Consider the following 24329-nt stretch of genomic DNA (forward strand, 5'->3'; position numbering starts at 1 on the left):
TCGCTACGGGCCTGCTCCCGGGAGTACGCGCTGCAGGCCCCATCCATGGGGCCTCAGCGCTTGACGGGCATCCATGCCCGTCACCTCCCTCCGCAGTCCCTTCGCTCGGCCTCCTGAAGTCGCAATCGGCGGCGCCTGAACTATCGCGCGCTTAGAAGCAAAAGCCTAAGTGCAAGTGCAAGTGCAAGTGCAAGTGCAAGTGCAAGTGCAAGTGCTAAGCGGTTCGCTGTGCTAGCGCTTCAAGTCCAACCGGCGCAGATGGCAGGTCACTTCCTCGCGGTCGTGATACAGCTGCTTGCAAGCAATCGACACCTTGATCTTACGCGCCTTGAAGGTCGCCTCCATGCGGTCGAGCAGCCGGCGTACCTCGGCATAGCGCTGCTTCATCGGCAGCTTCAGGTTGACCACAGCTTCACGGCACAGCCCCTCGCCCAGCCAGGTCTCGATCAGCGAGGTGGTACGCGCCGGTTTCTCGACGATGTCGCACACCATCCAGTCCACCGGCTGCTTCGGTTGCCAGGTGAAACCATCGGCCATCAGGTGCTGGACCAACCCGGTGTCCATCAGGCTTTCGGCCATCGGCCCGTTGTCGATGGCGGTCACCAGCATGCCCCGGCGCACCAGCTGGTAGGTCCAGCCACCCGGCGAGGCCCCAAGGTCGACACCGGTCATGTCATCGCCCAGGCGCTGCTCCCACTGCTCGCGCGGGATGAATTGATGCCAGGCCTCTTCCAGCTTGAGGGTCGAGCGGCTGGGCGCCTCGCGGGGGAACTTCAGCCGCGGGATGCCCATGGGCCACAGTGCACTGTTGCTGGCCGGAGCAACACCGGCAAATACCCGGCGGCCGCTGATGAAGGTGAGCAGCAGGCGTGGGCGGCTGGCGTCGTCGACCAGGCGGCCAGCCTTTTCCAGGGCCTTGCGCAGCGGCACCTCGAACTTGCGGCAGAAGGTGGACAGTTCCTTGCCTTCGTTGCTGTCCAGCACCTCCAGCCACAGGCTGCCGAACACCGGGAACCCGGCCAGATGCGCCAGCAGCACACTGATACGGTCGCTTTCCGGCAGTTCGACATAACCGCCACGGGCCCACTGCCGCGGGAAAATCAGCTGGTTGAAGCGCAGTTCCCCCATCAAGCGCTCGGCACCGCCCTCCTCGCTACAGACAAACTCGGCACTGGCACTCTGCGGTTTGCCTTTGGCATAGCCGGCAACGCCCAGGCGGGCGGCATGTTCGCTGATTTCGGCGCACACCTCACCCTCGAAACCGGGCCGGCAATGCATGAACAGGGTATTCATTTCTCACTCCACTACGGCTGGCGCGCCACAGGCGCCGGCAGGGCGGCGATGATAAAGGAAGATCGGAACCTGCGACACGCCCCGCCGGTCCAGAAAAGGGTCAGATGACGCAAAGCGGTCTAACCTGACCTTTCAGCCAGGTCCGTGCCGTGCGGATCGATACACAGCGGTGCCACCGGTAGATCTTGCCAGGCACCGGCGCAGAAGGAGTTGGCAATGCCCTCGCTCGATAGCCTGAATACCCTCAAATCCCTCAAGGTCGGCGACCAGACCTACCACTACTTCAGCCTCACCGAGGCCGCCCGCCAACTGGGCGACCTGCAGCGCCTGCCCATGTCGCTGAAGGTACTGCTGGAAAACCTGCTGCGCTGGGAGGACGGCAAGACTGTCACCGGCGACGACCTGCGCGCGCTCGCCCAATGGCTGGGCGAGCGACGCTCCGACCGCGAGATCCAGTACCGCCCGGCGCGGGTGCTGATGCAGGACTTTACCGGTGTGCCGGCCGTGGTCGACCTGGCCGCCATGCGCGCTGCCATGGCCAAGGCCGGCGGCGACCCGCAGAGGATCAACCCGCTTTCACCCGTGGACCTGGTGATCGACCATTCAGTGATGGTCGACCGCTACGGCACGCCGCAGGCCTTCAGCGAGAACGTTGACATCGAAATGCAGCGCAACGGCGAGCGCTATGCCTTCCTGCGCTGGGGCCAGAGCGCCTTCGACAACTTCCGGGTGGTACCGCCGGGCACCGGCATCTGCCACCAGGTCAACCTCGAATACCTCGGCCGCACCGTCTGGACCCGTGAGGCCGATGGCCGCACCTACGCCTTCCCCGACACCCTGGTCGGTACCGATTCGCATACCACCATGATCAATGGCCTGGGCGTGCTCGGCTGGGGCGTGGGCGGGATCGAAGCGGAGGCAGCCATGCTCGGCCAGCCGGTGTCGATGCTGATCCCTGAAGTGATCGGCTTCAAGCTGACCGGCAAGCTGCGCGAAGGCATCACCGCCACCGACCTGGTGCTGACGGTGACGCAGATGCTGCGCAAGAAGGGCGTGGTGGGCAAGTTCGTCGAGTTCTATGGCGACGGCCTGGCAGAGCTGCCCTTGGCCGACCGGGCAACCATCGCCAACATGGCCCCGGAATACGGTGCCACCTGCGGCTTCTTCCCCGTCGACCAGGTGACCCTGGACTACCTGCGCCTGTCCGGCCGCCCCGAGGCGACGGTGCAACTGGTCGAGCAGTACTGCAAAGCCCAGGGCTTGTGGCGGCAGCCGGGCCAGGAGCCACTGTTCAGCGACAGCCTGGCGCTGGACATGCAAGAGGTCGAGGCCAGCCTGGCCGGGCCCAAGCGGCCGCAGGACCGGGTAGCCCTGGGCCAGGTCAGCCAGGCCTTTGACCACTTCATCGAACTGCAACCCAAACCGCTGGCCAAAGAGGTCAGCCGCCTGGAAAGCGAAGGTGGCGGCGGCGTGGCGGTGGGCAACGCCGACCAGGCCGGGGAGATCGACTACAGCCATCAAGGCCAGACCCACACACTGCGCGATGGCGCCGTGGTGATTGCCGCGATCACCTCGTGTACCAACACCTCCAACCCCAGCGTGATGATGGCCGCCGGGCTGGTGGCGAAAAAGGCCCTGGAAAAAGGCCTGCAACGCAAACCCTGGGTCAAGAGCTCGCTGGCACCGGGCTCCAAGGTGGTCACCGACTACTTCAAGGCCGCCGGGCTAACCACCTATCTGGACCAATTGGGGTTCGATCTGGTCGGCTATGGCTGCACAACCTGCATCGGCAACTCCGGCCCGCTGGATGAAGCAATCGAAAAAGCCATCGGCAGCGCCGACCTCACGGTGGCTTCTGTGTTGTCGGGTAACCGCAACTTCGAAGGCCGTGTGCATCCGCTGGTCAAGACCAACTGGCTGGCCTCGCCGCCACTGGTGGTGGCCTATGCCCTGGCCGGCAGCGTACGCCTGGACCTGACCCGCGACCCTCTGGGCACTGGCAAGGATGGTCAACCGGTGTACCTGCGTGACATCTGGCCCAGCCAGCAGGAAATTGCCGCTGCCGTGGCCAAGGTAGACACGGCGATGTTCCACAAGGAATACGCCGAAGTGTTCGCCGGCGATGCACAGTGGCAGGCCATCGAGGTACCGCAGGCGGCCACCTACGTGTGGCAGGCCGATTCTACCTATATCCAGCATCCGCCGTTCTTCGACGACATCGGCGGGCCACCCCCGCAGGTCACCGACATCCAGGGTGCGCGGATCCTGGCACTACTGGGTGACTCGGTGACCACGGACCACATTTCCCCAGCTGGCAACATCAAGGCCGACAGCCCGGCCGGGCGCTACCTGCGTGAGCAGGGCGTCGAGCCCCACGACTTCAACTCCTACGGCTCACGGCGTGGCAACCATGAAGTGATGATGCGCGGCACCTTCGCCAACATCCGCATCCGCAACGAAATGCTGGCGGGCGAAGAAGGTGGCAACACCCTGCACGTGCCCAGTGGCGAGAAGCTGTCGATCTACGACGCGGCCATGCGCTACCAGCAGGAAGGCACGCCGCTGGTGGTGATCGCCGGCCAGGAATATGGCACCGGCTCGAGCCGCGACTGGGCCGCCAAAGGCACCAACCTGCTGGGGGTCAAAGCGGTACTGGCGGAAAGCTTCGAGCGCATTCACCGCTCCAACCTGGTAGGCATGGGCGTACTGCCGCTGCAGTTCAAGGCCGGGCATAACCGCAAGCAACTGGGACTGACCGGCAAGGAGAAGATCGATGTGCTGGGCTTGAACGGTACACAGATCCGCCCGGGCATGAGCCTGCCCTTGCGCATCACCCGCGAGGATGGGCAGCACGAGCAGATCGAGGTGCTGTGCCGGATCGATACCGTGAATGAAGTGGAGTACTTCAAGGCGGGGGGAATATTGCATTATGTGTTGCGGCAGCTGATTGCTGGTTGAGGCGCGTATGCTTGGGGCTGCTGTGCACGCCGATCGCCTGTAGGAGCGGCCTTGTGTCGCGATGGGGCGCGCAGCGGCCCCGCTCGATAGCGGCGGCGGAGCTGAAATCTGGGGCCGCCATGCGGCCCATCGCGACACAAGGCCGCTCCTACAAGCGACGCGTAGCGGCCCGTTTCTGCTTACCCGAGAAGGACTACTCGTGCCTCGCTTCAACCTGATCGCACTTTTACTCCTGGCGCTCGGCTACACCCTCGCCCTGAGCCACGGCAACCTCGGCATCACTACCCTACCCACCTTTCTCGCCCTGCTTGCCAGCGCCCTGCTCGCTCGCCGCCCCCAGCGCTGGCAACAAGCCCTCGGCCACACGTTGTTCATCCTACTGGCCATAGCCCTGGCATTGCACTGGCTGCCCGGCTTCAACGCTGCCAAGGTCATCGACGGCGTTGTCCTCAGCCCTGGCGCCCTGCCTTTCACGATGTACCTGAACCTGGACAAACCCCTGATCGGCGCCTGGCTGCTGCTGGCCTGCCCTTGGCTGTTCCTGTGGCGCAGCCAGGGCCTGGCGACCAGCCTGCTGTACGCCCTGCCCCTGACACTGCTTGCCTGCCTGGGCGGCGCCTGGGCAATGGGCATGCTGGCCTGGGCCCCGAAATGGCCCGACCAAGCCTGGCTCTGGCTGCTGAACAACCTGCTGCTGGTAAGCCTGACCGAAGAACTGCTATTCCGCGGCTACATCCAGGCCGGCCTGCAACGGCTGCTGCGCCACCAAGGGCTGGCATTGTTCGCCGCCGCCTTGCTGTTCGGCCTGGCCCACCTGGGGGCCGGCTGGCAATGGGTGTACCTGGCCACCCTTGCCGGTATCGGCTACGGCCTGGCGTACCGCTGGGGCGGCGTGGCGGCTGCGGTGCTCTGCCATTTTGGCCTGAACCTGGTGCATTTCACCCTGTTCAGCTATCCGATGCTGGCTCTTGGCTAGCCATTCGGTCATCATTCGACTTATCCGTCATTAAACAGCAGTAAAAACGAAATAATGACGCTAAATTACTTGAACGTGCTCGTTGGCTAACCCAGATCGAAGTGATGGCCTGTTGCCACAGGTCAAGCACATTAATTATTCATTCAATAAAACCAGCGGCTTGCCGATATCAGTCGAAAGCCCTGCGGACTATCAACCCATGCGTAACAACCAGCCGATTACCCAGAGAGAACGGACTTTCCCTGCCCAGCAGCGGTTGATCTCCACCACCAATGCCAAAGGTGTGATCACTTACTGCAACGATGCCTTCATCGAGATCAGTGGTTTCACCCGCGAAGAACTGACCGGTGCGCCGCACAACCTGGTGCGCCACCCCGACGTGCCGCCAGCGGTGTTTGCTCACATGTGGCAAACCCTCAAGCAGGGCCAGCCATGGATGGGCATCGTCAAGAACCGCTGCAAGTCCGGCGACCATTACTGGGTCAACGCCTATGTCACGCCGATCTTCGACAACAACCAGGTGGTCGGCTTCGAATCGGTGCGGGTCAAGCCCACCGCCGAGCAGGTCCGCCGCGCCGAGGCGCTGTACCAGCGCATCAACCAGGGCAAGCCGCCGGTACCGCGCCGAGACAAGTGGCTACCGGTCCTGCAGGACTGGTTGCCGTTCATCCTGATCAGCCAGGTGGGCTTCCTGATCGGCAACTGGCTGGGCCATTCCTGGGGCTTCGCCCTGGCTGCCGGGCTTTCCGTACCGCTGGGCCTGCTGGGCCTGAGCTGGCAGCAGCGCGGCCTCAAGCGCCTGCTGCGCCTGGCCGAGCAAACCACCTCCGACCCGCTGATCGCGCAGATGTACACCGACAGCCGGGGCGTGCAGGCGCGCCTGGAAATGGCCATGCTCAGCCAGGACGCGCGCATGAAAACCTGCCTGACCCGCCTGCAGGACAGCGCCGAACACCTCAGCGAACAGGCGCGCCAGTCTGACGCGCTTGCGCACAAGAGCTCTTCGGGCCTGGAGCGCCAGCGGGTGGAGACCGAGCAGGTTGCCGCTGCGGTCAACCAGATGGCCGCCACCACCCAGGAAGTGGCCAACCACGTGCAGCGCACCGCCGATGCCACCCAGGAAGCCAACCGCCTGACCAGCCAGGGCCGGCAGATTGCCGGTGAAACCCGCGAGGCCATCGAGCGCCTGTCGGCGGCGGTGGGCGAAACCGGCCAGACGGTGACGCAACTGGCCAAGGACAGCGACGAGATTGGTGGCGTGGTCGATGTGATCAAGGGCATCGCCGACCAGACCAACCTGCTGGCGCTGAACGCGGCCATCGAAGCGGCACGTGCCGGTGAAATGGGCCGAGGCTTTGCCGTGGTGGCCGACGAAGTGCGCCAGCTGGCCCAGCGCACTGCCGAATCCACCGGGCAGATCCACGGCCTGATCGCCAAGCTGCAACAAACCGCCAGCAATGCCGTACTGACCATGGAAACCGGCCATCGCCAGGCGCAGGAAGGCGTAGACCGTGTGATGCAGGCCGACGAGGCGCTGGTGGGTATCAGTGAAGCGGTGGCCAACATTACCGACATGGCTACCCAGATTGCTGCAGCGACCGAAGAGCAGACTGCAGTGGCTGACGAGATCAGCCGCAACATCAGCACCATCGCCGACCTGGCCGACCAGACTGCCGAACAGGCCCAGCACTCGGCGCTGCTCAGCGAAGAGCTGACCAGTACGGCGGGTACCCAGTACTCGCTGGTGGAGCGGTTCAACCGCTAAGGCGGCTTCCACAGGTACGGCATGCACTTTATACCTGCGCCGTACCTGTGGGAGTAACTGTCTTGCTCAAAATCCAAAAGATTGCGCGATCACTGTGGGAGCGGGTTCACCCGCGAACACCGGCGAAGCCGGTGCCATCCAGCGCGCAGGCTTCTTCGCGGGTGAACCCGCTCCCACAGGGGGCCGCGCAAGCCTTCAGAGTGCATTCACGACAGTTGCTCATGCAGCGAGCGTGTGAGCATTACCAATCCAGCTGCAAACAGCTCTCGAAGTAGCGTTCTTCTCCGCTCAGCGGGTCTGCAAAGCGCAGGCTCTGCGCCAGCAACTTCAGCGGCCGCTGGTAGTCGTCCTCGTCGTTGAGAAGCTGCGGATAGAACGGGTCATTGCAGATCCCCGCCCCCAGCGCCGCCATGTGCACGCGCAACTGATGGGTCTTGCCAGTTACCGGCGACAGCCCGTAACGCCAAAGCTCGCCATTCTTTTCCAGCACTTCGGCCAGGGTTTCGCTGTTGGCCTCCCCCTCTACCTCGTGCATGCGGAAAAACGGCTCGCCATGTACCAGGCGACTTTTGTGCACCAGCGGGAAATCGTGCTGCGGCATGGCCGCCGCAATTGCCTGGTAGCGCTTGTCGATGCGTCGTTCGGGGAACAGCCGCTGGTAGGCACTGCGGCTATGCGGGTTGGCGGAAAACAGCACAAGCCCGGCGGTATGTCGGTCGATACGGTGCAACGGCACCAGATGCGGGTTGCCCAGGCGGCGGATCAGGCGGCGCAGCAAGGTCTGTTCGACGTATTCACCAGTCGGCGTCACAGGCAGGAAATGCGGCTTGTCGGCTACCACCAGGTGCTCATCCACATGCAGTATGGCCTCCTGCACCGGGATCGGCCGCTCGTTCGGCACCTCACGGAAGTAGTGCAATCGCATACCGCGCTTGTAAGGCAGTTCGGCAGAAACCGCCCGCCCTTCGGCATCAAGCACCCGGCCACGAGCAAAACGATCGAGCCACTGGGCGCGGTCGATGGCCTTGAAATGGTCACACAGGCAGTCGAGCACCGTCGCCCAGTTACCGGGGGGCAGGCACACCGTGCTGGCTTGCTGGCGGGCGGGGTCGAAAGGCGTGGTCATGGCAGGGCTCGAAACGTTCACGGCCGCGCATTATCCCCCAAGCCCGCGCCCTCAACCAGCCTGGGCAATGACCTCGCAGCGCTCCTTCAACCAGCGCAACACCTGCACCGGCTCCCAGCGCCCAGGGTCGTAGAGGGCATACAGCAACCCCTGATACCCCACCACATCCAGCCCGCGGTGATAGCCGGCCCGCTGGAACAGGGCCTCGATCTCGGCGAAGCAGGTATTGAAGTGGACCTTGCCGAACGGCGTGCGGTCGTCGGTCACCAGGCCTTCGAGGCGCAGTTCCAGAACAGCGTCGGCTACCCGCTCGACGGGCATGCGGTTGACGCTGTACTTGAGTTGCTCGACATTGAGCATGGCTTCACCTCGATACTGTATTTATATACAGCATACGAATATCCCCTTGCCGCCGTCAATGCGCTTCATTGCAGGCCCGGCAGATAGCCGGTGCCTTTACGGATGGTCAACACCTGGCGCCGAGGGGCGCCGCGCGACACGGCCAGGTGCACCCAGTCATCGAATTCGAGGATCAGCTGGTCGAAAGGGATGGTGCTTTCGCTGATCCGTCGCACAACCTCGCGCGGGGTCACTTCAATCACCGTGAAATCAGCCGCCAGCCCCTGCAGATGCTTGCTCGTCAGCGTCCCGCCAATGCGCTGATTGACTGCGGGGCTGCGATAGCCACTGCTGACGATGACCGGTGCGCCGAACAGCGCGCGCACCTGCTCCAGTGCATTGCACAGCAACTGCAGGTTGGCACGCGCCTCGGCTGGAGGATTGTTGTCGAGCCCTTCCCTGGCGGCGAGCTGCGAAACAGTCATTTCATCGAGGGTGAAATGGGGGGTAATGCGCATGGCTGGATTCCTGATGACCGGTGAAGGATGCCGGCCTCAACGTGCCGGCAGCGGATCATCACAACGCTGCACACCGCATGGAGCAGGGACAGACCTCCCCTTGGCAATTACTGCGCGAGAAACGCCACCACCTGTTCGGCATCGAACGGCCAGTGCAGCTCGGCGCCGTTGTCACAACGGCGCAGCACCGGAATGATCAGGCCATAGCGTTCGAACAGAGTTTCGTTCTCGGCAATGTCGACCAGTTCCACCAGCAGGCCATGATCGACGAAGGGCATCAGCACGGCCTCGGCCACTTCACACAGGTGGCAGCCGAGGGTGCCGAACAGTTGGCATTCAGGCAGCATGGGGGCAAGTCCGCTTTGGCAGGGAGAAACCTATTCTAGGTCCGTCCTGCCCACAGTGCACCTGACCTGGCTCAATCCTGGCTGGTGGCGCCGATACGGTGTAGCGACAGGTCCGCGCCCTGGAATTCCTGCTCATGGCTCAAGCGCAGCCCATGCAACGCGCGGATTGCACCATACACGGCAAAACCGCCGGCCAATGCCACCACCACGCCCATCAGGCTGCCCAGCAATTGGCTGACCAGGCTGACACCGCCCATGCCACCCAGCACCTCCTGGCCGAAGATGCCGCAGGCCATGCCACCCCATACGCCGCACAGGCCATGCAACGGCCACACACCCAGCACATCGTCGATCTTCCAGCGGTTCTGCGCCGCGGTGAAGGTCCAGACGAACAGCGCACCCGCCACCAGGCCGGTGGCCAGCGCACCAATCGGGTGCATCAGGTCGGAACCGGCACAAACCGCTACCAGCCCGGCCAGCGGCCCGTTATGCAGGAAGCCCGGGTCGTTACGCCCGGCCAGCAAGGCCGACAGGGTGCCACCGACCATGGCCATCAGCGAGTTGATCGCCACCAGGCCGCTGACACCTTGCAGGGTCTGGGCACTCATGACGTTGAAGCCGAACCAGCCGATGATCAGGATCCACGACCCCAATGCCAGAAAGGGAATGCTCGACGGGGCAAAAGCCACCAACCGGCCATCGCGGTAGCGCCCACGGCGCGCGCCCAGCAGCAACACCGCCGCCAGCGCCAGCCAGCCACCCATGGCATGCACCACCACCGAGCCGGCAAAATCATGGAACGGCGCGCCGAAGCGTGCCTGCAACCAAGCCTGGACGCCCAGGTTGCCGTTCCACACCACGCCCTCGAAGAACGGGTAGATGAACGCTACGATCAACGCCGTGGCACACAGCTGCGGCACAAATCGCGCCCGCTCTGCGATACCCCCGGAGATGATTGCCGGGATCGCCGCAGCGAAGGTCAGCAGGAAGAAGCACTTGACCAGCGCATAACCATGGTCGGCCGCCAACGCTGCCGCCGGCTGGAAGAAGCTGACCCCGTAGGCGATCCAGTAGCCGATGAAGAAGTACACCAATGCCGAAATAGCGAAGTCGCTGAGAATCTTCGACAAGGCGTTGACCTGGTTCTTGTGGCGTACAGTGCCCACTTCGAGAAACGCGAAGCCGGCATGCATGGCCAGCACCAGGATGGCGCCCATGAGAATGAACAGGGTGTTTGAACCGTGGACCAGAGAGTCCATCGCGCTGTGCATGTTTTCCATGAAATAGGCAGACCTGCTGAAAAAGGCACCAGGACAGTTCAAGAACCTGCATCCCTGCACCGAATCGGTGCCAGCTCCCTGCCCCGTTTCGGTGAACCGAGCGGAGCCTGCTTGGTTTTTTCTTGGGTTTGTCGTGGATTGAGTTAAGGTTTATCGGTATCCGCTGCGCTGACGCCCTGAATCGGCGCAATACCCGCCCAGGGCGCCCCGCAACGTGGCAAAGCCTTAGCAAGGCCCATACCAGCGCCGGTACTTGAACCTTCCGCGCGTGCTATTACTCGAACTACCAACACTCATCGACAGGGAGATAACCATGGCCAGCAAATCGGCAAAGACTGCACAAGAGATATTGATGGCTGACTTCCAGGCACTGGTCCGCGACACCGAGAAGCTGCTGGCCGACACTGCCAACCTGGCCGGCGACCAGGCTGACGAGTTGCGTGAACAGATCCACGACCGCCTGACCCAGGCCCGCGAAACCCTGCAACTGACCCAGGACTCGGTGCGGGAACGCGGCCAGGCAGCATTGAGCAGTGCCGAACAGTACGTGCAGGAAAAACCGTGGCAGGCGATCGGCATTGCCGCTGGCGTCGGCCTGTTGATCGGCCTGCTGGCCAACCGGCGCTGAGGGGTTTCCATGGAGAACGACGCCAACGGCGCCAGCGCCTCGGGCAAGCGCCTGGGGGCGGCTGCCCTGGGGCTGCTGCACAGCCACATCGAACTGTTCGGCATCGAATTGCAGGAGCAGAAGGGCCGCACCTTGAGCCTGCTGCTGTTCGCCGGCCTCGCCCTGGTATTCGCCCTGCTTCTGCTGACGGCGTTGTCCGGGCTGTTGCTGGTGCTGCTGTGGGATAGCTATCGCCTGGCCGGCATCATTGGCCTGTGCGTGTTCTACGGCATAGCCGCGCTGTATTGCGGCTTGCGCCTGAAGGCCGCGGTGTTCGACGAGTCGTCGCCCTTCGGCGCCACCCTTGAGGAACTTGCCAAGGACCGGGAGCGCCTGTTGCCATGAGCCTGCCAGAACTGCCAAACACCCGTAACCCGCGGGAACTGCGCAAGGCGCTGCTGCGCCTGCGCATGGAAATGCACCGCCAGGAAATCCGCCACGAGTCCGCGCAGTTGCTTGAGCCACTGCGCCGCGTGCGCGGCATGGGCAGCTCACTGCACGACGGGCTGGGCATCAAGCATGCGCCGCTGTGGGGGATTGGCGCCGTGGTGGCGCTGGGCTTCCTCACCGGCAAGGGCGTGCGCAGCGGCAACCTGGCGCGGCTGTTGCGCCTGGGCACCAGCCTGCTGCCGTTGCTGCGCCTGTACCTGCAAGGCAGCCGCCGCCCCTGACCATCGCAATCCTTGTAGGAGCAGCCTTGTGCTGCGAAGAGGCCGGGAGCGGCGAGGAATTTGTATCGATCAAACGGACCTCTTCGCAGCACAAGGCTGCTCCTACAGGATATGCTGCTGCCTTCGACCTACAGGAGACCGCGCCTTGGACTGGCACACCCTGCTCACCCGCGAACGCCTGGGCAAAGCCCTGTACAGCGCCGATGAACTCGGGCGCAGCCCCTTCCACAAAGACCACGACCGCATCATCTTCTCCGGTGCCTTTCGCCGCCTCGGGCGCAAGACCCAGGTGCACCCGGTTTCGAGCAACGACCATATCCATACACGCCTGACCCACTCGCTGGAAGTCAGCTGCGTCGGCCGCTCGCTGGGCATGCGCGTCGGCGAAACCCTGCGCGACAGCCTGCCGGACTGGTGCGCCCCCAGCGACCTGGGGATGATCGTGCAGTCGGCCTGCCTGGCCCATGACATCGGCAACCCACCATTCGGCCACTCTGGCGAAGACGCCATCCGGCACTGGTTCCAGCAGGCGGCCGGGCGTGGCTGGCTGGACGACATGAGCGACGACGAGCGCGCCGACTTCCTCAACTTCGAAGGTAACGCCCAAGGCTTTCGCGTACTCACCCAACTGGAGTACCACCAGTTCGACGGCGGTACCCGGCTGACCTATGCCACCCTCGGCACTTACCTGAAGTACCCGTGGAGCGCACGCCACGCCGACGCCCTGGGCTACAAGAAACACAAGTTCGGCAGTTACCAGAGCGAACTGCCGCTGCTCGAGCAGATCGCCCGCAAGCTCGGCCTGCCGCAACTGGAACACCAGCGCTGGGCGCGCCACCCGCTGGTCTACCTGATGGAGGCTGCAGATGACATCTGCTACGCGCTGATCGACCTGGAAGACGGCCTGGAGATGGAGCTGCTGCAATACGCCGAAGTCGAAGCACTGCTGCTCGATCTGGTCGGCGATGACCTGCCGGAAACCTACCGCCAGCTCGGCCCTGGCGATTCCCGGCGGCGCAGGCTGGCGATTCTGCGCGGCAAGGCCATCGAGCACCTGACCAACGCTGCCGCCCGTGCCTTCGTCGAGCAGCAGCAGGCCTTGCTGGCCGGGCAGCTGGCGGGCGACCTGGTCGAACACATGCACGGCCCGGCCAAGCGCTGCGTGCTGCAGGCCAAGGACATGGCACGCAACAAGATCTTCCAGGACAAGCGCAAGACCCTGCACGAGATCGGCGCCTACACCACGCTGGAAATCTTGCTGAACACCTTCTGCGGGGCCGCCCTCGAGCAGCACGGTGGACGCACGCCCTCATTCAAGAGCCGCCGGGTACTGGACCTGATCGGCAACAATGCCCCCGACCCACACGGCTCGCTGCACAGCGCCTTCCTGCGCATGATCGACTTCATCGCGGGGATGACCGACAGCTATGCCAGTGAAATGGCCCGGGAAATGACCGGGCGCTCCAGCCCGACCTGAGCCCTGCCGGTGCAGCCCGGACATCGCCCGTAGCTGCACCGCCCATTGTGGGAAACTTCCTACATATACTGGCGACAAGTTAAACGGCACGAATAAAAGTAAATGAAAAGTTACCAATCACGCTTTGACAATGAATTAAACGCGCTTATTTCGTAGCCCGAATTGTTTTATCTTGTAAGCCATTTCCCATATAGGGCTAATAGCCCTTCCTCGCATGCCCGATGACTTTCAACTGCGATAAGGTGCCGCCTGTCACCCTCAATCGCCCGCAGGGAAGTTGAACATGCATTCCATATTTTTTGTGGACACACGAATCAAGATAAAATCAAGTATTCACTTATAATTCAATAGGTTGCGACACAAAAAAGCTATTTTTTGACACTTGAAATTTGACACCAAGCCTATGACGTCTACGATTTCATGATGATCTCGGAGACGCGCCAATGTACTCGTACACTTTGACTCCCCAGCAGGTTGTGTTCAGGACGGAATGGCCAAACAAGCAAGGATACAGAGAGACGGTATCCCCGCGCCCAAGCCTGGCCTCCGAAGAGAGCATGCATCTGATGTGCGGAGAAGTCTTAAAGCTCTGCAGGCGCGGCACAAGATTCAGTGGAACGGCGTGGATTGAAGTCGCAAAACGCATGTTTCAATACGCCTCCGAAAATAACAAGGACATTCCTCCACCTAAAGACCCCGAGTGGAGGAAATTTATTTACGAGCACTTCATACATCATCTATCCAACCCCGAAAAACTTAGGGGAAGTGGTGATAGAGATGAGATCACGATGCGCGCCCACTGGCGCAGAAACGCAGAACTTTATAAGCACTTGAAACAAGCAGCGATTGTTCCTTACAACATCCTGCTACCTTCAATGAAGCTTCCAGACGTTCTTGAAGATCGAAGCGATTCGAAAATACTCGATTCTACCGAAGAGCAGCTTTGGGAGCTTACGGACACTGAAAATCTATGGCCCAAAACTTACCTTATCGACAAAGACCTTAACGTACCAACTGATAAGTTCCTTGAAAACTTGCAAAGCCAGTTGGAGACACGCTCCAAAGGTATAATCCGGGCCTGCCAGAAATACTGGGACAATGTGGTTGCCTGCCATGCAATTGGCGCCGAATTAATTGACTCAATTCCTCCCGAGAAAATTGATGAAGTTCTTAGCTCAGGAGAGTTTTACGCCAACGGCAAGCATCTTGCTGATCCAATAAATCCTGACGGAGTAGCATGGTTCTTAGCGGTTGTAGATTATTACTTTATGAAAACTGATAAACTGCAATACATCAACTACGAATTAATGAAGGAAATCCCATTCCTGCGTCCTATTTGCAACAACGCGAAAATTCAAGCCCGAATGAATGAAAGAATTAAAGAAGTCGCTGGTGGATATGGGGCACCAATGACTCGCACCAATGAAACTCTGAATCGCTTGCTGGGGCACATATCCGCGAGAGATTGCGCTGCAGCGGCAGCAATCATTATAGCCGAAAATCCAAAATTCACGCCAATATCCCTTCAAGAAGCGGATTACTATTCTACTACGGATGTACCTATTCATTACTTCAATAGTGACTTAGATCGCCTGATGTGGAGCGTTAGCAAGCCACGCGCGAACAGTAGAAAAGTTTCCGCTTTATCACCTGCCAGCAGAGAAATGTATTGCGTTCTTGTTCGGGCCACCTCTAAAGCCCGACTCCGACTTATGCTTGATCGCGACCCAAATTATAGAAAGCTTTTCCTGACATCAACATTCAACTACGTAGGATTATGTACAAACATAGACAAAATATTCACTGGGCCGCTGGGAATCAACCTCTATACCGTGCTGGAAGATGAGCTGAGCAAGGCAGGAGTATCAAAAGATAGTTTTTCACTGAAGCGAATTCGCGGCACGCAAGGCCTGATTGCGTTCCTCAAAGAAGGAACTTATCAAGCAGCCGCTAACGCCTTAGGAAACTCCATCGCAGTAGTTAAGACCCATTACATCCCGAAGTGGCTAATACTGCGCTGGAATATACGAATCCTTAGGATCTTCCAAACCAAGTTGATTGTCCTAGCAACTAAGGGGCGACCATGGCGGGTGGAGGCTAGTGATTTCACTTGCGAAGAAGACCTTTTCAGGTTCGTAGTAAACTCTGCGAGAGAGGCAGAGACCTCAGACCCAATTTCAATTGACCTTAAAAAGTATGCTACCGAGATCACTGAAGATGCTTCCAACTTCTTGGCCAAGCCCCTGCTGGCTCATAATCTTTTGTTGAAGCTCTCACCCTTATCCCTAGCTGCTACTTTTCTTTTCGCAGAAACACACAATACCGCAAACACCCAAAAGTCACAATACATCGATAAAAGGTCTGGCATGTCGGCAGAGTCCATCATTACTCTTTCAAATCTTATCCATGCCGCTTATTCTTACACCACTGAATCGAACCAGGAAAACCCTATCATAAGGAATATTGCTGGGATTTCCGTACACAGCTTTCAACAAATATACAGAGAAGCGCTCAAAATAAAATCTGAGCTTTTCACTACAACCACATCAGTGGCACCTCACTATCACGAGGCGTTGAATGGCTAACAAGCGTGCGGACACTGAGCGATCTAGAGCTTTTTTTGCTGCTCTCATAGCTCACACCAAAGATAGCCTAGAAACTTCTATTGATTACACTGCCAACTGGTTGATCGAAGGAGGAATTGGATCGCCTTCATGGGTGGTGCGGGGAAATAACAATTCGATTGAAACAATTAAATTTTCTCACCCGCTTGGCAATCTTACAAATCTTACTGATCCTGAAAACACAGTTATCTTAGAAGCGATTCAAAAACAGGCATTTCTCTTAAGGGCAGGGTACCTTCAGAAGAAGATCGGGTTTGATGTCTGGATGAAACACATCCGGGCCTACATCAACATCGCGAGCTGGACATCTCTTCATGAAAAGCAGTACAACCCCCAAAAGTATGGCTTTCGACAAATCAATCAGAACGCATGCAAGCTGTTATGTGATGGCTACTCCAAAGGAGGATGGGCAGGTGTTTTGGAATTCGAAGACAGAATCAGTGAACTGCTTTGCCAAGCAGTCAGCGAATCGTACAACGGACACAAACTGACACCCAATCAAGTAGCAAAAATTTGCGAATTTCTGAAGAAAGAAAAACTATATATCAGCAACCACAACGGAGATTCAAGCGACTCAGGATTAGTCTCCCGCATATACCTTGCGGAATTACTGGGCACCAATCATTCAGCTTTTCAGCATGATTCTATGCGGGCCTTTCTGAGGCAGTTCGAAGATTCTCTACAAGGCCCGCTATTAGTCGAAGGGAAGACAAGGCGTGCGAAGCACCAGTCACAACGTGCCGCAACCTCCCAATCCGCTCATGCGTCTGTGACTAAAAAATCCCTTAAACAGTTCCTAACTATCCTAAAGTCTCTTGCCGCTGGGAATCAAATGCTCCCAGAAGTTATGCCGAACTTTGAATTCGAAATCAATGACCTTCTCAATGAGGCAAACCATAGATCCGATGGGCATACAAAAAAAATACCTCACTCAATTGGCATGCTCGCACTTGACAGGGCCATTGAATGGGTTATGGTTTTTGGCAAGCCAATAGTCAATGCCACCATTGAGTTAGTGAAAGCCTTCAACTCTCAAGAATTCATAGATAGCACCACCCCCCGCTATATGACCTTAGAGCGTCAAAAATTATTCGAACTAATAATAAAGCGCCATGAGACATCACCATTCAACGAACTTCCCGCACAGCAATTGTCAAGCGCATTAGGCATTACGAAATTAACGAGCTCATCACACAGATCCAATACAGCTGACAACATGACTTTTGCGGTAGCACTCGAATGTTTTGTTGCTGCCTGCGCGATTATCATTGGCCTAACCAAACCGATCCGAGTAACTGAGCTCGCAAAAATAAAGAGAAACGCTCTAGTCGCCAGAACCAACGGTGAAGGTGCTTTTTTAAACCATCCTTCTCTGAAAAAGGGATTGGAGAACCCACCCATCATCAGCCGTCCTATACCTTACATATCTTCGGTGGCCGTGGAGCTTCTCGCAGTTTTGGGTAACAACTTAAGCCTTATCTACAATGATACTTCTACGCACTCGAACGATCTGTTTTATTTCCCATCCTCTAAAGGTTTCAACCGTCCTGGTGGCCAAGAGGTGTCCGTCCGAATCGATAATGCGATCAGGTCTTTCTGCGACATCATTGAGATCCCAATAGATACGCATGGTCGACGTTGGTACATAAAAGTTCATGAGATGCGGAAGTTCTTTATTTTATCAATGTATAGACACGAGCGGTTCTTCACTGAAGATGCGCTACGACATCATGTCGGGCACGCTGATAGAAAACATTTAGATGACTATTTAAGTGGTGACATTCCAGACGAAGAATTTATTCAGTACACGGTTGAGTGCATTGAAGATAAACTCATTGATCTCGAACTAGGCCAAATCGATGAGAAGGATCACCAAGGGCTTTCAGCAGTATATAAACACGCCCTAGACACCCTAGAATGCAAATCAATAAAATCAACTAACCAATACAAATTTGATCAATTCGTTAGAGCACTCTTGAACCGTGATGAATTCTTAATTTCTACATACACGATACGCCTAACTACTTACGAATCCATAGTGATTGATACCGACATCGCCATAAAATTCGGAGATCTTCAAGATGAAAGCTTCGACAATTGAAAATATTCAAAAGCGCCATGAATGGTTAAATGGAGTGCTCAACGGGACGACCAGAGCTTCTCAATTGCAGCAGTCCAAGTTGACAGACATGAAATCATTTTGCGACCTAGAGATCTCTAACACTTTTCAGAAAATTAGTTATAACACGCTAAAAAAATTCTGCATCTCCAACCGGATACCAGGTGCTGATCCCAGTATTGAAAATCACTGGGAGCTTCTACTTTCACTTCGAGAAAAAATCTACACAACTTTCACTACAAAGACATCGACAGCTTACAAATCATCGAAACCAACAAGCAATGAGAAAATAAACGAGGCATTCAACCAAGCTCATCTAGCGGCATTAGCATACTTGGAGCTATTCCAATTCGTCAAAAAAACAACTGAGTCTGACGTATCACTTAGTGATGCAACAAGGCAGAACCTGTCTAACTTTCTATTTGAGTCAAGTCTGAAATTTGAAAGCGTCGCATCTTACACCCAGCACAACCCAAAACCTTGGAGTGTCATTCAAGGAGGCAAGGCAGATGCCTAAATTCCAACTCTATCATTCAAGGATGCGATTTATATTACCCTGGAGTGTTAGTTATTCAAGAAAAACTGGGGAAGCAATCGTAAAAAACCGAGTCACAGACAATAACGTCTACACCTTTTGGCCTAATGGGGCCCCTTGCCTATTAGTCAACTTGTGGCTCCAAAGCATCTCTTTGAACTCGACCGGCGCAAGTGCGGAGACCTTCGCCTCTCACATGAGCCACTTCATTCGAGATATTTACCACTTTAACATCCAGCTATTTGAAGTGAATGACCAGTATTTGCACGATTTCGCCGAGCGACTGAAGAAAGAGAAAAAATTAAAAAACAATACCTTGCACAGCGCGAGAAATCAGAATCATATCGCGTACACACTAAGGCGTGTTATTGATTTTTATTTCTGGTACCAAACCAACTACCGACTTAATTCTCAATCAAAATTGATTGGTGAATTGGGCACTGGTGCCATGGTGACAATAAAATGGAAAACAGATAGCCTGGGGCGGCCATACCTTTACCACCCAGCAATCCCAACCAAAGCACCTTTGGTGGGTGATAAAAAGCCGATGCCTGACGATTTCATAGGAAAACTCGCGGACACTGTTGAAACATTGAGAGGCAAGCCAAGAAGACCATTTGGTATTTCTAACGGCCCTAAGAGTGAGATTCTCAATGCAAAAAATGAGTATCTCTACAGTAGACGTAATATCACTTTAAAGCTCCAGGGCCTTACAGGCCTCAGACCTGATGAGCTTAACAATATACCTGTCGAGTTGAACTCCGACCCAGTTAAGACCAGAAAGCTAATAATACCTACATCGAAGCGTCGGAAAAAGCCCGCCCCTCTCAGGGAGTTCCCATTGACTCTAGAGGACGCGCTGGAAATATCCATATATCTCGATGATCGCCAAAAATTCGTAGAAACAATTGGCGCCAAAAGAGAAACGGCAACGAATTTCCTGTTGAGCCAGAGCGGAACTTCCATTGAGACACGTTCCATCGCCAGGGACTTTAGAAGACTCTGCGAGCTTTCAGGCTTAGAGAGCGTTCAAGTATGCCTATCCATGTTCAGACACCGATTTATTACTACTCAAATCGCATATGAAATAAATAAGGAGCTCAAACGCGACATTGCTCAAAAGGATCTATGGCTAGAGGCAGTACAAAGAAAAATATTGTCCCGCGTAGCTAAGCTTACTGGCCACCTAGACCCAATGTCGCTGAAACACTATTTCAGCGAAGCCTTTGCGATTGCTGTGACGAAATTCTCAAAACCGGGCCAAAATGAAGTTGAGGCACTTATAACAAAACTTGAAACGGATCTATATGATATTATCAACAATTCCGACCTTACACTAAACCTTGATCTTGCGCGCAAGATAGCTTCACTCGAAAAAGCAGTAGGTCAACTTAAGAAATTGCAAATTCAAAACTCGAGCAAGTCTTAAACTCATTGCTTTCAACAGCGGGATTTCATGCAAAAATTGAGAGCCGGATGCAGCCTACGCATTAAGGGATACTTACGAGCATCGCAGAACGAAGGTAAAGATTTCCAATCAGGAGCCCTTGAATTCAAGTGGCACTCTCCGGCGCTTCAACTTTTTCCGTTCATTTTCAACATAGGCACTTTCTCTTGCAGTGCGTTCTCTCTTGTCTATTGACCTTAGAGCTCTCAGCAACTTTCCGCGTTTCTTATTAAACTCAACTCTTTTGCGCAGCTCTACAGACATTGCCGACGTTGGCCATGACATCAGTGCGGATTCATCCAGAAATACAGCTCCCGCGACCATGCCCTCAACCCACAGGTTGTCAATATAATCGTCCACTGAACGGCAGGAAAGTGCGAATTCATAGGTCTCATATCCCAAGCAGTTCGCCACCATCCGATACGCCAACATTTGCCTTAGCTTGCCGCCAGAGGCTGCTACAAGTTTAATTAATTTCTTCCCCTGGTACTTCAACTGACCAACAGTCATCCCCTTGGTGGTGCTGAGTAAGATCAATACATCTGCCACTTTGTCATCTCTCAGCAGATAGCAGTCATCTTGAGCCCAGTTCGAAACATTATTTGCATTCAGAAACGCTTTGAAATGATCCCCTAAATTCGCCATTGCCACTTTAGCTGTTAGCTGCTTATCTACCGGTTGCGGAGCATACAAAACATAGTCCATGCCAATCACCAATTCCCCGAGAGATTTCGCCAGCCTAGTCAAACAAAAACCTTTTCGCAACCCCCTTTTTTTTCAGCCGTCAATAAGTAGTTAAAGTTTTGACTATATATTGTCAGCAGCATCTGCCAGTGCCATACCAGGTCTCGATAACTTCATAAAAATCATATACTTTATGAGATGCTTGGCCACCTTTCAGATCATTTTTCTGCCCACACATCACGACCGCGAGCGTAGAAACCATGCAAGTTTTACATAGGCTATGGAGACGGCTGTTCAGAGACCAACGCTCGGTTTGGGACGTCAAGCGAGAGCAGGCGTTTATCGAGGCGGTGAATGGCCTGAAAAATTACACAGTAACGGATCGTGGTGGCGTCTCGATGGATCCTGAGGAGATCAGGGACTACGTCATCGCTCGCCGGCAAGAACTCAGCGACTTGGTAGATCCAAAGCATCGTGAGAAGCCTGCACTGGACATCTCAGGCCTCGCAAGAGGGACGTGCATTGAGGTGATCGCCTGGCGACCTCTGAGCAACCAGGTCGCCATCCGGTACGTGTGCCTGCAGACGATTGATGGTCGCGGATTCTGCGTTGCGTCCGCCCGCTATTTCTCCGCTGAGGATTCGGCAGGCCCAATACATGACGAGGAACCTCGGATCGCTCATCGGCTGGCAGGAGTGGCTAGCGAGCGGCCTCTCGAGTGGCACTCCACCCTTGCGGCAGCGCTAGAAGCGCACGAGTCGGCAACCTGAGCTGTCTCGGTACGGTCGGCCATTTGATGCTCTACCTCAGCATCAGCAAGTGCCCTCAAGTGGGAGCTCCACAGCCTACTAGCCGTAACGGTATGCGCGTAACATACTGATATTTCGTCGGTTTTTTTGGAAAACCGCCCTCCTCACCTTGACCGTTTCCGCCCTGCCGTCTTCATTCCCCATATCACAAGGAGGAACGTGCATGTCGACGCCAGTTATTTTCCACGCCGAATGCGAGCCGGTGACCGAGGGCGGCGGGCCGGGCTACATCATTTACAGCTGCCTGCAGTGGCAAGACCCAAATCTCCGCTTGATGGCCCAAGCTGCCAAGCAGACGTTTTGCGTGATGCACGGCGACTACCTGGATCATCGCTTCATCACAGCCCTAGAGCGCGCTTATCTCCGAGGAGCATTGGCTCCGGTGAAGCTGATCGCTATCCATGAGCAGGTTCTGGATATCTTTCTGGACAGCAAGGTATCTAGCAGTAGCCTCCCGGCCATCGAGGCAATTTGGGAATTCGATACCCACCTTTATTCGGGTCGGCATTACACCGTAGCTTTCGCGAGCGAAGACGAGATCTACTCAGGTAGTTCTGACTACCCATTCTGGCCTGTGGTCAAAGAGATCATGGAGTCAACCACTCTGGGCATCAGTCCGTATGAGCTCCCCTGCTATGACGAAAATGACCTGGAAGACTACACCGACGACAGCCTGAGCTTTCTCCCTTCTATCGATGAGGGACAGCCATGATCTACTCCAGATTCCTGTATACCGAGTTCGAGCAGCCTCATAACGATGACGGTGAAGGTGGATTTACGATCTTCAGCACCCCGCAATCATTGGGTGCCTACGCAACGGACGAACAGCGTGTAGGCTTTCTTAACTTCGCTGTCTTGTGGGATGGAGAACCTGATACCAGAGTCATCTATCTGGCCGAGCAAGCAATCGTCCGTGACGTTATGACGCCAGTCAGGCTTCTTCATGCGCATGAGGGTACGCTCACCGTCGTCTATGACTCTGAATGCGAAGATCTCGACTATGATGCGCTCAAGACGGCATGGGAAGACATCGGTTCTGGCGTACAGCTGGAATGTTGGACTGTTGAAGTGATCGAAGAATGTGTAGTAGGCCACTTGCTCTTCGGTGGGCGGCTGTTCCGCAAATACGCTCCCGAAATTATGGCTAGTGGTAATTTGGGAATGTCGTTTTACACCGAAGAAGATTTCTTGTTTGCGGATGACTGGTCAGAGGATGAAATGTTTGGCTCTGGGCAGCAGCAGGATTCCGACGATGAACCACCACCAAACATGAAACTCTTTTAGGTAGGCCAGTGCTGTAAGGGCGTCCTGGGTAATATGGCGCGCCCTTCGGGCCGGCTGTCGTGAACCAAGCCGCTCGCCGCATGGCGGCGTCTTGGCCCTCACGGGCTACCATCCTCGCGCCTCCGCCTTCCTGGCTGCGCGCTCCGCTTGCCAGTGCTGGGCAGTTCGAAATGTCTAAGCCTATCACTACTCCTACAATAGATCGGTGGCCAGCGAACTGGGGCAAAACATACGAGGAGGCAGGCGCGCGCTTGCGCTAGATTGCCTAGCAATGGTCGTTGTAACGTATTTTCTGGAATGTAACATTGACAACGTTACATTCCAGAAACCGCGTTACATAGCTAGGTTCACGAGAGGGAAGTCATGACCTGTATTCTGGTTGCTCATCTGGGCAATGAAGTGATTATCGCAGCTGACAAGCGTGTCACTCATATCGCTGAGGACGGCGTGAAAACACCTTGCGGTGACACCGAGGAAAAAATTGTAAGAACCGAGGTTGGCGTCATCACGGGCGTTGGTTCACTGGCGATGCTGGAGCCTGTCAAATCGCTTGTTAGAGACCACGGTTTCAATAGCCCTGATGACGTGCTGGATTTGATCCTGCGTGTGCGCGACTCGTTTTCAGAGATCCACGCCGACAACCCTCGCCTGCACGCCGATCTAGCAGAGACGTCCTGTATGTTCACGTACCCGACGCTGGTGAATGATCAAGCGGTTACTCGGTTCGTCTACTTCCACCAGCAGCACGGAGCTGAATCGTTGAGGCGATTGGATGCGGGCAGGGTAATGTGCTTCCCCGGTGGCTTCTCCCTGGAACAGACGCAAGGACTGCAGGTCAAGCTTCAGGATGCGGTGACCGAATCTCTGAAGTCCCGCCCTCCCGAACAGGCCAGGCAGTTGGTGATCTCGCGCATGCTCACATTGATGAGTGAGATCTCCAATACAAGCGAAACTGTCTCACACACATGTGACATCGCTCTTGTTGACGGTAGACAGGTGTACGTTTCCATGTCGGCCTCGGCTGGCGTTGAGGCGCTTTCGTTTGTTCCGATGGCCCACCTACCAAGCTGTTGAGCTGGTCTGTGAGAACTTCCCTCTTAAAGAAATGGCAGATCACCGCTACTCATAAGGATCCCTTTTGGGGACATTAGCCCATCAAAACGCCATTAATGATCCATTTTGGGAACATTAAGTGGGACGTTGTGCCTTCGCCCAAATGCGGAAGTGCTGCGCAGCTAGACCGCCGGCAATCAGACTATAAATTCGACTGTCGCCGGGGAGGCTGCGGATTCCACGCCATCCGGCCACCCAGTCCGCTCTCATCTGGCCAGGCATTCCACGGCCATCTGGCCACCTGTTCCACGGCCATCCGGCCGGGCAGTCGGAGCGCAGCGACGCAGGGGGGGCATT

Annotated in this window: 21 protein-coding genes; 14 read left to right on the plus strand and 7 right to left on the minus strand. The window is 56.5% G+C overall.

The annotated features are described in order from the left end of the window. Positions 1-231 precede the first annotated feature (231 nt). Positions 232-1293: a 23S rRNA (cytidine(2498)-2'-O)-methyltransferase RlmM gene (gene rlmM, locus WM94_RS21545; RefSeq protein WP_061552090.1), complete on the minus strand. Its 1062-nt coding sequence runs from the start codon at positions 1291-1293 to the stop codon at positions 232-234. Positions 1294-1509: 216 nt separating this feature from the next. Here rlmM and acnA point away from each other — a divergent pair, with 216 nt between their 5' ends. From acnA to WM94_RS21560, 3 genes are all read left to right on the plus strand, one after another. Beyond that, on the plus strand, positions 1510-4251 hold the full coding sequence (gene acnA / locus WM94_RS21550; RefSeq protein WP_015269511.1) for an aconitate hydratase AcnA: 2742 nt from the start codon (positions 1510-1512) through the stop codon (positions 4249-4251). A gap of 199 nt (positions 4252-4450) precedes the next feature. Then, positions 4451-5227 (plus strand): CPBP family intramembrane glutamic endopeptidase, encoded by a 777-nt coding sequence (locus tag WM94_RS21555; RefSeq protein ID WP_061552091.1) that lies wholly within the window; start codon positions 4451-4453, stop codon positions 5225-5227. A gap of 199 nt (positions 5228-5426) precedes the next feature. Next, entirely contained in the window at positions 5427-6992 is a 1566-nt protein-coding gene (locus WM94_RS21560; protein ID WP_015269510.1) for a PAS domain-containing methyl-accepting chemotaxis protein, read from the plus strand. A gap of 241 nt (positions 6993-7233) precedes the next feature. Here WM94_RS21560 and WM94_RS21565 read toward each other — a convergent pair whose 3' ends face one another. The 5 genes from WM94_RS21565 to WM94_RS21585 form a co-directional block, all read right to left on the minus strand. Next, on the minus strand, positions 7234-8118 hold the full coding sequence (locus WM94_RS21565) for a pseudouridine synthase (RefSeq protein ID WP_061552092.1): 885 nt from the start codon (positions 8116-8118) through the stop codon (positions 7234-7236). A gap of 51 nt (positions 8119-8169) precedes the next feature. After that, entirely contained in the window at positions 8170-8478 is a 309-nt protein-coding gene (locus WM94_RS21570) for a hypothetical protein (RefSeq protein WP_061552093.1), read from the minus strand. A 65-nt stretch (positions 8479-8543) separates the two neighbouring features. Beyond that, a complete protein-coding gene (locus tag WM94_RS21575; protein WP_023661723.1) occupies positions 8544-8975 on the minus strand; it encodes a D-Ala-D-Ala carboxypeptidase family metallohydrolase in 432 nt (143 codons plus the stop codon). A 107-nt stretch (positions 8976-9082) separates the two neighbouring features. Continuing rightward, positions 9083-9322, minus strand: coding sequence for a glutaredoxin family protein (locus WM94_RS21580; RefSeq protein WP_004376101.1), 240 nt, complete (start codon positions 9320-9322; stop codon positions 9083-9085). 71 nt (positions 9323-9393) lie between these two features. Then, positions 9394-10602, minus strand: a complete 1209-nt coding sequence (locus WM94_RS21585; RefSeq protein WP_015269506.1) for an ammonium transporter — start codon at positions 10600-10602, stop codon at positions 9394-9396. 313 nt (positions 10603-10915) lie between these two features. On the opposite strand from WM94_RS21585, the gene WM94_RS21590 reads away from it, so the two are divergent. From WM94_RS21590 to WM94_RS21620, 8 genes are all read left to right on the plus strand, one after another. Further along, positions 10916-11230 carry a YqjD family protein gene (locus WM94_RS21590; RefSeq protein WP_013971684.1) on the plus strand — a complete coding sequence of 105 codons (315 nt, stop codon included), beginning with the start codon at positions 10916-10918 and terminating at the stop codon, positions 11228-11230. A 9-nt stretch (positions 11231-11239) separates the two neighbouring features. Further along, a complete protein-coding gene (locus tag WM94_RS21595) occupies positions 11240-11614 on the plus strand; it encodes a phage holin family protein (protein WP_013971683.1) in 375 nt (124 codons plus the stop codon). Beyond that, positions 11611-11940: a hypothetical protein gene (locus WM94_RS21600; protein ID WP_013971682.1), complete on the plus strand. Its 330-nt coding sequence runs from the start codon at positions 11611-11613 to the stop codon at positions 11938-11940. The genes WM94_RS21595 and WM94_RS21600 overlap by 4 nt, the downstream gene beginning before the upstream one ends. 145 nt (positions 11941-12085) lie before the next feature. Continuing rightward, positions 12086-13417, plus strand: coding sequence for a deoxyguanosinetriphosphate triphosphohydrolase (locus WM94_RS21605; protein ID WP_061552094.1), 1332 nt, complete (start codon positions 12086-12088; stop codon positions 13415-13417). A gap of 443 nt (positions 13418-13860) precedes the next feature. Further along, positions 13861-16002 (plus strand): hypothetical protein, encoded by a 2142-nt coding sequence (locus WM94_RS21610; protein WP_061552095.1) that lies wholly within the window; start codon positions 13861-13863, stop codon positions 16000-16002. Continuing rightward, complete coding sequence (locus WM94_RS21615) at positions 15995-18142, plus strand: hypothetical protein (RefSeq protein ID WP_156485992.1); 2148 nt, start codon at positions 15995-15997, stop codon at positions 18140-18142. Before WM94_RS21610 ends, WM94_RS21615 begins: the two co-directional genes overlap by 8 nt. Further along, the gene (locus WM94_RS30235) at positions 18123-18677 is read left to right on the plus strand and encodes a hypothetical protein (RefSeq protein WP_156485993.1); all 555 of its coding nucleotides are present in this window, start codon (positions 18123-18125) and stop codon (positions 18675-18677) included. The genes WM94_RS21615 and WM94_RS30235 overlap by 20 nt, the downstream gene beginning before the upstream one ends. Further along, positions 18670-20124 carry a tyrosine-type recombinase/integrase gene (locus tag WM94_RS21620; RefSeq protein WP_061552097.1) on the plus strand — a complete coding sequence of 485 codons (1455 nt, stop codon included), beginning with the start codon at positions 18670-18672 and terminating at the stop codon, positions 20122-20124. Before WM94_RS30235 ends, WM94_RS21620 begins: the two co-directional genes overlap by 8 nt. A gap of 108 nt (positions 20125-20232) precedes the next feature. Here the strand turns inward: WM94_RS21620 and WM94_RS21625 are convergent, their stop codons facing one another. Further along, on the minus strand, positions 20233-20847 hold the full coding sequence (locus WM94_RS21625; RefSeq protein ID WP_156485994.1) for a hypothetical protein: 615 nt from the start codon (positions 20845-20847) through the stop codon (positions 20233-20235). A 951-nt stretch (positions 20848-21798) separates the two neighbouring features. Between WM94_RS21625 and WM94_RS21635 the strand changes: the two genes are divergently transcribed. The 3 genes from WM94_RS21635 to WM94_RS21645 all read left to right on the plus strand — a co-directional run bounded on the left by WM94_RS21635 (position 21799) and on the right by WM94_RS21645 (position 23993). Next, a complete protein-coding gene (locus WM94_RS21635) occupies positions 21799-22347 on the plus strand; it encodes a hypothetical protein (RefSeq protein WP_061552100.1) in 549 nt (182 codons plus the stop codon). Continuing rightward, positions 22344-22919 carry a hypothetical protein gene (locus tag WM94_RS21640; RefSeq protein WP_061552101.1) on the plus strand — a complete coding sequence of 192 codons (576 nt, stop codon included), beginning with the start codon at positions 22344-22346 and terminating at the stop codon, positions 22917-22919. The genes WM94_RS21635 and WM94_RS21640 overlap by 4 nt, the downstream gene beginning before the upstream one ends. Positions 22920-23282: 363 nt before the next feature. Continuing rightward, positions 23283-23993, plus strand: coding sequence for a hypothetical protein (locus tag WM94_RS21645; RefSeq protein WP_061552102.1), 711 nt, complete (start codon positions 23283-23285; stop codon positions 23991-23993). The last annotated feature ends 336 nt before the right edge of the window (positions 23994-24329 follow it).

This window comes from Pseudomonas sp. ABFPK, from assembly GCF_001586765.1.
GTDB lineage: Bacteria > Pseudomonadota > Gammaproteobacteria > Pseudomonadales > Pseudomonadaceae > Aquipseudomonas > Aquipseudomonas asiatica.